The sequence below is a fragment of the Draconibacterium sp. genome (genome assembly GCF_041583095.1).
Classification (GTDB): Bacteria; Bacteroidota; Bacteroidia; order Bacteroidales; family Prolixibacteraceae; genus Draconibacterium.
Genome location: NZ_JBFHGM010000176.1, coordinates 1 through 11052 on the forward strand (window position 1 = coordinate 1; position 11052 = coordinate 11052).

The following is an 11052-nucleotide window of genomic DNA, read 5'->3' on the forward strand; positions in this document are numbered from 1 at the left end:
CTGGGAAAAACCGTTCAGATTATTCCTCACATTACCGACGAAATAAAACGGAGAATAAAAATACTGGGATCAAAAGGTAAATACGATATCGTGATCACTGAGATTGGCGGTACGGTAGGCGACATTGAATCGTTACCTTATATTGAAGCAGTTCGTCAGTTAAAATGGGAATTGGGAAGCCGTGCAATGGTTATTCACTTAACACTGGTTCCATACCTGTCGGCTACAGGCGAATTAAAAACCAAGCCAACACAGCACTCGGTTAAAATGTTGCTCGAAACCGGAGTTCAACCCGATATTCTGGTTCTTCGTACCGAGCACGATATCGAATTATCGGTTCGCCAAAAAGTTGCATTGTTTTGTAATGTGGGATTAGAATCTGTAATTCAGTCGGTTAACGTGCCAACAATTTACGATGTTCCGTTAAAAATGTTGGAAGAAAAGCTGGATATCACAGTACTGAATAAGCTGGGATTAACCATTAACGAAGAAATTGATCTTTCAGCCTGGAATGATTTCCTTGCACGTCATAAAAACCCGACACAAACCGTTGAAATTGGTTTGGTTGGAAAATATGTAGAATTACACGACGCTTATAAATCAATTGCTGAAGCTTTGGTACACGCCGGAGCTGAAAACAGATGCAAAGTAAATATTAACTGGATTCACTCGGAAGAATTGAATGCCGAGAATATTGACGAGCAATTGAAACCGATGAACGGAATTATCATTGCTCCGGGATTTGGTCATCGAGGAATGAAAGGAAAAATTCTGGCTGCACAGTATGCCCGCGAAAACAACATTACCTTCCTGGGAATTTGTTTAGGTATGCAGGTTGCCGTTATTGAGTTTGCGCGAAATGTAATTAATCTTGAAAATGCAGACTCATCAGAAATGAATCCAAAAACGCCACATCCGGTAATCGACCTTATGGAACAACAAAAAGGTATTACCAATTACGGTGGAACAATGCGTTTGGGTGCTTACGAATGTCGTATTATCGACGAGAACTCAAAAGTAAGCAAAGCATACAATAAATTAACGGTTCACGAAAGACACCGTCATCGTTACGAATTTAACGAAACATACCGTCAGCAATACATCGACGCCGGAATGATACCAACAGGAATTAATCCTGAAACCGACCTGGTAGAAATTGTTGAAATACCAGAACACAAATGGTTTGTGGGTGTGCAATTCCATCCGGAATACAGAAGTACGGTATTAAATCCCCATCCGTTGTTTATTGATTTTATTAAGAACTCATTACCTGAAAAATAAAAAATGGATAGAAAGTCGATTATTGGAATCGTTTTAATCTTTGTGATTTTGGTTGTATTTTCATTGATCAACCAGCCATCAAAAGAAGAAGTTGAAGCTGCAAGGCAACGACGCGATTCCATAGCACAAGTTGAAGCACAGCAAGCGCTGGAGCTGCAGAAAATGCAGGAACAGCAAGAAATGCAAAATGCGGCCATGAAAGCCGACACTGCAGTTCAGAATCAAATAATGCAGCAAAAAACCGAGGAACTTGGTGTTTTCGGAGCCGCATCGGTTGGTACCGAAGAGTTTACCACCCTCGAAAATAACCAGGTTAAAATTACCTTCTCAAACAAAGGAGGACGTATTTATTCGGTGGAGTTGAAAGACTACGAAAGATATGATTCAACACAATTAGTTCTTTTTGATGGGTCGGAAACGCTGTTTGGTCTGAATTTCTTTGCGCAAAACAGAAGCATAACCACTGATAACCTTTACTTTAATCAGGTTGGTGGTGCAAAAGATGTTGTGGTAAGCGGTCCAAAAGTACCAAAAGGAGATGAAGGAAGAACTAAGTTTAACAAAGAAAATCCGGGTGGAACCGAGTCGGTAACTTTCCGTTTGGAAGTTGCTCCCGGTAAATTCATCGAGTACGTTTATACCCTGGCATACAACTCGTTTATGGTTGATTTTGACGTGAATATGCAGGGTATGGACAGCTATATTTCACGAAATCAATCGTACCTTAATTTTAGTTGGGCTTTTGATGTGCCACGTCAGGAACACTATTCGCGTTTTGGCGAAGACCGTTATACTTATATGACCTATAAGTTTTTTGAAGACGAGGTCGACAACCTGGATAAAAACAAATCGGACGAAGAAAACCTTTCAACAAGTGTTAAATGGATCGGTTTTAAGCAGTTATTCTTTAACTCTACAATAATTGGCGACGAAGCATTCCCAAATGCCCAGGTACGCCAGGAGAAGTACGATTACGAAGACAACCAGAATTATTTGGGAAATTTCAAAGCTGATATTGCCATTCCTTTCAACGGAACACAAAGTGAAAAGGTTGGTATGCAGTTTTATTTTGGACCGAACCACTATCAAACCCTAAAACAATACGGGCTTGATATGGAACGCCAGATCGATTTGGGATACGCCATTGTACGTCCGGTAAACCGTTACGTAATTATCCCGGTATTTAACTGGTTACGTCGTTCTATCGATAACTTTGGTATCATCATTCTGCTGCTTACGCTGATGATTAAAGTGGTACTGTTCCCGTTTACCTACAAATCATACATGTCGCAGGCAAAAATGCGTGCTTTAAAGCCTGAGGTTGATGAAATAAATGCCAAGTTTCCGGGGCAGGAAAAAGCAATGGAAAAACAGCAGGCAACTATGGCACTTTACCGAAAGGCCGGAGTAAACCCAATGGGAGGTTGTTTACCAATGGTATTACAAATGCCGATTTTGTTTGCCATGTTCTTTTTCTTCCCAACCTCTATTGAGTTAAGAGGAGAAAGTTTCTTGTGGGCAAATGACTTATCAACATACGATTCGATTCTGAGCTGGGATTTTACCATTCCACTTATCGGAGACTTTATGGGTAACCACCTTAGTTTATTTACCATATTAATGACCATCACAACAATCATTTCAACTAAGCTAAGCCAATCGGCTACTTCAAGCCAGGCAATGCCGGGAATGAAAACCATGATGTACATTATGCCGGTAATGTTCTTCTTCCTGTTGAACAGTTATCCATCAGGTTTGAGCTACTATTATTTCCTTGCTAACTTGATTACTATTGGCCAGACTTACCTGATTCGCTCGTTTGTTGATGATGAGAAGATTAGAGCACAGTTGCAAGCCAATAAAAAGAAACCGGCGAAAAAGCAGTCGAATTTCCAGAAACGTTTGGAAGAAATGGCGAAACAACGCGGGGTGCAGGCACCAAAGAAAAAATAATATACTACTAGTATAAAGCAAAGCCGGCTAAGAATTTCTTAGCCGGCTTTTTTATGTTTCTTTTTTTGCGTGGCAATTATCTTCTAAAACAGTAATCCCAGGCTTATTGATGCCATTTTGTTGTGCAGATCGGGTTCTGATTTATAGACTTCTACAAATCCCATATCGTAATTTAATCCTACCTGTAACGCTTTCTGGTTGAATACCGGAAACTGCATTCCCAGTTCCAGGCCCAAACCGGCATCAAAATCTTTGGTATCGCTTTTCATATCGACTTTTACACCATCCAACTCACCGTCAGCATCAAGTATGTAGCTTAAGTAGGGGCCGATAGCAAAATACAGACGTTGTCCTTTTTTAAACCCGGCTTTTTCTCCTGCCGAAAATTCAGCTTTTACCGGCATCGATAAATACTGAAGTTTGTTTGTTACATCCACATTCTCTTCGGTAAAGCTGCGTCCCTTTTGTTGGTACTCCAAACCACTCTTTACTGCAAAACCTTCGGTAATCTGGTATTTTCCAACAAGGCCTATTGTTGGGCTAAAAAGCACATCGCAGTTATTGGCCAGTTCCAGTAAATCAGACTGGCAGGCAGCACCGGCACCAATTTTAATTCCGTAACTCATCTGGGCTTTTGAGGCCAGTGAAAGCCCCATTGTTAAAACAACTATCAGCATTAAGCTGTAGAGTGTTTTTCCTGAATCATTTGTTTTCTGTTTCATTTTTTAATTCTGTTTTCTATTCAATACTAACTTGTATAATTTAAACTATTATCTAAAATATTCGAATGTTGATGCAAAAAAATTAAGTACAAATCCCGTAAAAAAACATGTCGATTACATTATTGATCCTTATTATCGATTCCTCGCTGGTTTTCGATTTGGTTAACAAGGGAACCTCAAAACCAATCATACAGGTAAGAATTGCCTCACTGGTAAAATTGGTATCAACAGGTTTAAATTCCTTTCTTTCAATGCCTTCGTTTATAATTCCAGCAATCATTTCTATTTCAAAATCCCGGTAATTATTCCGTATTTTTTCAATAAAAGAAAAAGTTGCCAAAAAATTGTCGTTTAAGGCCGTTGCCAGGTTGCCCCTTTGTACAAAACGTTTCATGCGAATATTCACATAGCTTCTTAACTTATCGACTGCCGAGTGCGACGCATTTATTGCCTTGTTTATTTCGGCTACCAATTGTTTTGCTTCATGCGCTACAACAGCTTCAAAAACCTCTTCTTTATTCTTGAAATAATAGTATAGCGAACTTTTTCCTTTGCCTGCAGCATAGGCTATGTCGTCCATGGTTGTTTTTTTAAAACCAAAACGTTCAAAAACAATTCCAGCAGCTTCAATAATTTGTTGTTTCGAGTTCGCGCTCATAATCATTTACTTTATTCGACGATTTTGTTCCAAATATACAAAGCTTTTAGTTCTTATTTATATAGTATTACCTGATGTGAGAATGTTTTTACCTGAATTGCCAATTTTAACATTTGAAATGAAAAGCGACATTAAATTATAAATTCTGTTAAGGAAAATATATTGTTTTCTATTTTTACATCCATGCAAAAATTGTACGTAATATTATTGTTGATTCTTACAGGCGTTAGCAGTTTTGCACAAGAGCGCTCATTTGAACTTTGGAATAAAAATCAGGTTGAGATAGCCCCCTGGGAAAAAATAAGCATTACTGTTGCCGAGAAAATGCATTATTCACCTAAACGAAATACACTCGATTTAAAATACGGTGAAATATTTATTGGTCACCAGGTTTTAAACTGGCTGGAATATGGTGCCGGTTTTCGTGTGAGTTCAACAAACCTTCAGATTGGTGAATGGTTGCAGGAGAACCGCACTATGATTTATGCAGACTTCGGAAAAGACCTTGAAAATTTTGAATTAGACCTTTATAACCGCTTTGAATACAGAACCTATAAATCGCTTAATAACTATTTTAGATACAGGTATTCGTTACGAATAAAATTCCCTGCGATTACCGATTGGGGACTGCAATTTTATTTGCAGGAAGAAGCGTTTATTAAACTAAATGGTGAGGGCACACATTTGGCTCGTTTTTATTCGGGATTAACAGCTTTTGAAAAGGAGCACATAGAGATAAAAATTTATTATGCACTGCAAAAACGTCAAGTCCTGAATCATTGGCTATCTGGCGATATTGTTGGCTTAAATTTAAGTTTTGAAATTTAAGCTATCTCCAACTGTTAAACTAAACATATCTTGTCTAGTCTAATCTCTTGATTTTTCACTTAAAAACAAGTCTCATGAGAAAATTAGCATTTTTATTGGTAGTTGTTCTGGTAGGAACAACAATGGCTATGGCCCAAAACAGAGGAGGACAACGTCAGTTTAACCCCGAGGAAATGGCGAAAAGGCAAACGGCGCAATTTAAAACGGATCTGGAATTGAATGATACGCAGGCTGAAAAAATGGAAAAAGTTCTGTTAAAATCATACAAAGACATGTCGACTTTACGCCAGGAAATGAATGGCGAAGAAGACCGAAGCAAAATGGGTGAAAAGATGCGCGATTGGAGAGAAAATCAGCATAAAGAAATGAAGAAGATCCTGACGGAAGAACAATTTGCCAAATATGAAAAATTAATGGAAGAAAGAAGAGCCAACCGTAGAGGTGGACCTGGTGGGGGAAGACAATAATGCTGAAAAGTAGGAGAGTGGCCGATCCGTAAGAACAATACATACAACTACATGCACATAAAAAAAGGAAGCAACATGGCTTCCTTTTCTATTTTATAAAACGATAATCGCTTATTGCAATTGTACCAAAACAACTGATTTTGATGGTAGCTCAACGGTCAACTTACCGTTTTTTGGTTTTGCTACATCAAAGTCTTTTAAGCTTACCGTTTCCTGCCTGCCAAAATCATTATAGTTATTCATCTTGTCAGAAGTGATAATTTGTCCGTTTGCTGATGAGAAATCATCTCCGGTTACTTCAATTTCGATTGTTTCACTTTTGTTCGGATTCAGGTTACAAAGAGTAATTGAAACTACACCATCTTTTGTTGAAGCCGAAGCATGTACATTCGGCACTGATTTTCCGTCAGCTTCATATTTTCCTGTTTTCAGGTTTGCCGGAAGAAGCATTGCATCCTGGTGAACGCTGTACATTTTAAATACGTAGTATGTTGGTGTCAGCACCATTTCGTCTTCTTTGGTAAGAATCACGGATTGCAAAACGTTTACGGTTTGTGCAATGTTACTCATTTTAACACGGTCGGCGTGGTTGTTAAATATATTCAGGTTGATACCTGCTACCAACGCATCGCGCAAGGTGTTTTGCTGGTAAAGGAATCCCGGATTTGTACCTTCTTCCACATTGAACCAGTTTCCCCACTCGTCAACGATTAAACCAACGCGTTTGTTAGGGTCGTATTTATCCATAATGGTTGAATGACGGTTAACAAGCGTTTCCATATTCAGCGTGTTATTCAGTACCGAAATCCACTCTTTTTCGCCAAAATCGGTGGCATGTCCTTTATCTTCCCACGCAGTAGTAAAGGTGTAAGCATGCAACGAAACACCCTGAACCAGGTGTGGGTGACGCATGGTTTTTTGCATTACCACTTCCATCCAGTTGTAGTCGGCAACGTTGGGACCCCCGGCAATTTTATACTCGGCACCACCACAGTAGCTGGCAAAACGATTGTATAAATCAGAATAATATTCTGGGGTCATGTTTCCACCGCAACCCCAGTTTTCGTTACCAATTCCCCAGTATTTTACATCCCATGGCTCTTCACGACCGTTCTTTTTACGCAGGTCGGTCATTGGACTAACGTTCGATGATGTAACGTATTCCACCCACTCCGAAGCTTCCCGCACGGTTCCCGATCCAACATTAATATTGATATATGGTTCGGCACCAATTATATCACAAAAATCGAGGAATTCGTGTGTTCCAAAACTGTTGTCTTCGGTAACTCCTCCCCAGTGAATATTTACCATTGAAGGGCGTTCGTCTTTTGGGCCAATTCCGTCTTTCCAGTGGTAGGTATCACCAAAACATCCTCCGGGCCAGCGTAATACCGGAATATCCATTTCCTGAAGTGCAACAATTACATCGTCGCGGAAACCACGGGTATTCGAGATGTCGGAATTTTCTCCAACATAAATACCACCGTAAATACAGCGGCCAAGGTGCTCGGCAAAGTGCCCGTAAATTTCTTTGTTGATTTTTGTCTCTGCCTGATCGGTATGCAGCGTAAGTGTACTTTGTGCAAAAGACCCCGAAACTGCAAACAGAAATAAAGCAGCTAATGTGATTCTTAATTTTAACATGATTCAGTTATTTATGTATGTTTCTAATAGATAATTTTAACCCACAACGGTTGGGCAGATGCTTTTAAAACAGGCTGCTAAACATTCGGCAAATCGTTATTTCGTTTGATCAACCACAGGCCAGTCGTTCTTATCCCACTGTATTTCCCTTATAATCAGTTTTTGCCTGGCATTGTCGTGTTTGTCGTAGCCATGGCATACCAAATAATCTTTTCCATCAAAAGTATAGGCTGCATTGTGCCCAATGCCATACCAGTTTTCATTGCCTTTAAGCACCAGCGACCCTCCACCGTTTAGCATCGATGTTCCATTTTTATCTAAATAAGGGCCCTCGATGTTTTTTGCGCGACCGACCATAATTTTATAGTTGCTTTCGGCTCCACGGCAACAATAATCGAAAGAAACAAAAAGGTAGTAATACCCATTCCGTTTAAAGATAAACGGTGCTTCTATTGCACCATCTCCTGCATCTGCTTCTTCAATATCAAAACTTCTTTGCCGTTTTGCAATAGTGTGCCATTCTTCGGGTTGCGCAATGGTTTTTAGGTCGCTGTTTAATTTTACGAGTTTTAGGCCATTCCAAAACGATCCGAAAGACATCCATGGTTGCCCGTCGTTATCAAAAGCAATAGCCGGATCAATGGCATTCCAGTCATCTCTTCCCGGTACTGACTGAATTACTATTCCGTGATCAACCCACTTATAATCGGTGTCTTCAGGGTTGAGGGTGCTGTTTGTGGCGACTCCAATACACGAGGTATTTTTACCAAATGCCGATACCGAATAATATAAATAATACTGACCATTATTGTAGATAATATCGGGCGCCCACATGTGCCCTGCAAAGTCGTCCAGTGTTTCCGAAACCCATTCTGGGGTTTTCTCAAAAACACGGCCTTCTTTTGTCCAGTTTTCCATATCTGGCGACGACCAGATTGTTATTCCCAATCCGGTGCAAAACAAATAGTATTTATCGTTTTGTTGTGTTATAACCGGATCGTGAACAAAGATTTGCGAAAACACTTTTCCCGAAAAAAGGATCAGCGCTACTATGATGAAAATTGATTGCTTCATTTGATTTGATTATTGAATTCCTTCAGATGTCATAACTACCCGTTTCATTGTACCATCCGGGTTATAGTGCAGTTTGTCGATACAAACCGACCGGCGAAAACTTCCGCCGTTAGGCTGAATACCTCCGGTGTGATAAATAAAATACCACTGATCTTTAAATTCGATGATGGCCTGATGGTTTGTATTTGAATTGCCGGCCAGTTCATTTAAAATGCCTTTGTATTCCCAGGGGCCGGTAATCGATTTACTCATGGCATAAGCCGTTTTCTCGGGAAATTGATAGGCGTATGACAGGTAATACCAGTCGCCACGTTTGTGAATCCATGGAGCTTCGGTAAAATTAGGCAATTCAACGGAATGTATTTCGCCATCAAGTTCAATCATATTGTCTTTAAGTTTGACCCAGTAACAAGCCGTATTTCCCCAATACAGGTAAGCCTGTCCATCGTCGTCGATGTAAACGGTCGGGTCAATATCGTCCCAGGTGATTTGCGTATGCTCGGTAGTCATGTCGTTTGTAATTAACGCTTTTCCCAAAGCATCTTTAAACGGACCAACAGGACTGTCGGAAACAGCAACACCAATCGCTTTCCCCTGAATGCTGCCGTGTTCAACAGTAACATACCAGTAGAACCTTCCGTTGCGCTCGACAACTTGTGCGGCCCATGCATCGCCTTTTGACCATTCAAAATCTGTAGTTTTTAGCGGAACGGGGTGCTCTGTCCAGTTTACCATATCAGTAGAAGAATATACCAGCCACTCGTTCATGCGGTAAAAGTTAAAATCGTTTGGCGCTTCATCGTGGCCTACGTAGAGGTACACGGTGTTGTCAGATACCAAAGCTGCCGGATCGGCCGTGAACTTATCGGTAATAATTGGATTATTGATTTTAACTTCCTTTACAGAAGTATTGGCCGCAACTTGTGTTTCACCATCCTTGTTTGCAGAAGTACAATTCAAGAGGACTGAACCCAAAAGATACACTGCCAATATGTTTGCTGTTGATTTCATTATTTCGACTTTTTACCCCAATAGGTTGCGTTAAGATTTTTCTCCGTTCCGGCATACACCAGCGTAACACGTCGGGGAGAGGCTTCCCAGTCAACTTCGCGTTCAACGCAAACAATTACATTACCGAGTGTTAGTTGTTTTTTCGACTCATCGTAACTCCAGTTACCTGTTAGTGCACCTGTCATCGTACCGTCTGATTTGAGGGTGAGACCGGTGGCGCTATTTTGTTGAGCGAAGCGGTAGCCCAGATTTATATGCTCCCAGGTTCCTATCAGCTCGTCTTCGGTAATTGTACCGTATTCTTCAGGTACGCCGGCATATCGTTCGGGCAATGCAATAGGCCACAGGTTATTGGGTTCGTTTACCGAGGCCGGACACCAAACGATACGACGTACGTGCCCCATCATAATGGCATTGGAGTATGGGTTACCATCAACGTTTACGGGCAATCGTCCCTGAGACATGTAAAACCACTCGTCGGTATTTTCTTTTTGGAATACACAGCAGTGTGCTATTCCTACCCATCCGTTGCTAAGATTGAATTTGTATGGGTGAGTTACAATCGGGTAACTGTCTCCTTGTCCGTTGGTAAAGTTACGCCCGGTAATATCGTAATAGGGTCCTTCAATATTTTCGCTTCGAACCACCCGCGTGTTGTATGGTACATCAAGGCCATCGTAAGCCATAAACAAATAGTAGTATCCTTCTTTGTATATTACCTCCGGTGCTTCGCTGGCTTGCCAACGCGATCCAATCGAACGTGTACCGACTCTCGCTCCATATCTCGCAGTGAGTTCACTTGCATTGTCAGCCCAGGGGTTGCCAAGTAAGTTTAACGGTTTTCCGGTTGTTGCATCTACCTGCAAAAGAGCAAAGCCACTATGCCACGAACCGTGTATCAGGTAATGATTTCCTTCGGGCGATACGATGTATGTTGGATCGATAGCGTTATAGTAGAAATATCCACTCCAGTCTGATGTACTGGCACGGCTAAAATCCAGACCACGATCTGACGATGATGTTGTAACGAAACCTTTGTCTTCCCATACTGCTCCTGCCGGATCGGTCGACTCGCACATGCCGATAAAGGCGCGCTCAGTCCAGCTTCCATCAAAGCTGGCAGTAGTGGGGTTTCCGGTTTTTATGTAATTATGAATAACGATACTATAGTACATCCGCAAAATTTCCTGTCCTCCAACATTAACGCGGCGTACTACCGGTGCCCAATAACCGTATTGTATATTGTCGTTTGCAATGGCATCAAGATTCATACGCAAACGAATGGCGTTAAGAGAATCAGCTACCCAGGATGGTGCTTCATAAAAAGGTCCGCCTACCCATTCCCAGTTAACCAGGTCGGTTGAACGTTTTCCCTGAAAATGCCCGTGTCCTTCGTGCGCATTACCATATGAAG

At 41.0% G+C, this 11052-nt stretch carries 10 protein-coding genes; 4 read left to right on the forward strand and 6 right to left on the reverse strand.

Going from position 1 to position 11052, the window contains the following annotated elements; genetic code table 11:
- On the forward strand, nt 1-1281 hold a 1281-nt coding region (locus tag ABZB17_RS15385), incomplete at its 5' end, for a CTP synthase (RefSeq protein WP_372651307.1).
- A gap of 3 nt (nt 1282-1284) precedes the next feature.
- A complete protein-coding gene (gene yidC, locus ABZB17_RS15390; RefSeq protein WP_372651309.1) occupies nt 1285-3234 on the forward strand; it encodes a membrane protein insertase YidC in 1950 nt (649 codons plus the stop codon).
- An 83-nt stretch (nt 3235-3317) separates the two neighbouring features.
- Here yidC and ABZB17_RS15395 read toward each other — a convergent pair whose 3' ends face one another.
- Complete coding sequence (locus ABZB17_RS15395; RefSeq protein WP_372651310.1) at nt 3318-3956, reverse strand: porin family protein; 639 nt, start codon at nt 3954-3956, stop codon at nt 3318-3320.
- Nucleotides 3957-4038: 82 nt separating this feature from the next.
- Nucleotides 4039-4614, reverse strand: a complete 576-nt coding sequence (locus ABZB17_RS15400; RefSeq protein WP_372651312.1) for a TetR/AcrR family transcriptional regulator — start codon at nt 4612-4614, stop codon at nt 4039-4041.
- A 183-nt stretch (nt 4615-4797) separates the two neighbouring features.
- On the opposite strand from ABZB17_RS15400, the gene ABZB17_RS15405 reads away from it, so the two are divergent.
- Entirely contained in the window at nt 4798-5442 is a 645-nt protein-coding gene (locus tag ABZB17_RS15405; protein WP_372651314.1) for a DUF2490 domain-containing protein, read from the forward strand.
- A 74-nt stretch (nt 5443-5516) separates the two neighbouring features.
- Nucleotides 5517-5909, forward strand: a complete 393-nt coding sequence (locus tag ABZB17_RS15410) for a hypothetical protein (RefSeq protein WP_372651315.1) — start codon at nt 5517-5519, stop codon at nt 5907-5909.
- Nucleotides 5910-6020: 111 nt separating this feature from the next.
- On the opposite strand, the gene ABZB17_RS15415 is transcribed toward ABZB17_RS15410, so the two are convergent.
- The 4 genes from ABZB17_RS15415 to ABZB17_RS15430 form a co-directional block, all read right to left on the reverse strand.
- Entirely contained in the window at nt 6021-7553 is a 1533-nt protein-coding gene (locus ABZB17_RS15415) for an alpha-N-arabinofuranosidase (RefSeq protein WP_372651317.1), read from the reverse strand.
- 96 nt (nt 7554-7649) lie between these two features.
- On the reverse strand, nt 7650-8627 hold the full coding sequence (locus tag ABZB17_RS15420) for an arabinan endo-1,5-alpha-L-arabinosidase (RefSeq protein WP_372651319.1): 978 nt from the start codon (nt 8625-8627) through the stop codon (nt 7650-7652).
- 9 nt (nt 8628-8636) lie between these two features.
- Nucleotides 8637-9638 carry a glycoside hydrolase family 43 protein gene (locus ABZB17_RS15425; RefSeq protein WP_372651321.1) on the reverse strand — a complete coding sequence of 334 codons (1002 nt, stop codon included), beginning with the start codon at nt 9636-9638 and terminating at the stop codon, nt 8637-8639.
- Nucleotides 9638-11052: glycoside hydrolase family 43 protein (locus ABZB17_RS15430; RefSeq protein ID WP_372651322.1), on the reverse strand; the 1415-nt coding region annotated here is incomplete at its 5' end. The genes ABZB17_RS15430 and ABZB17_RS15425, both read right to left, overlap by 1 nt.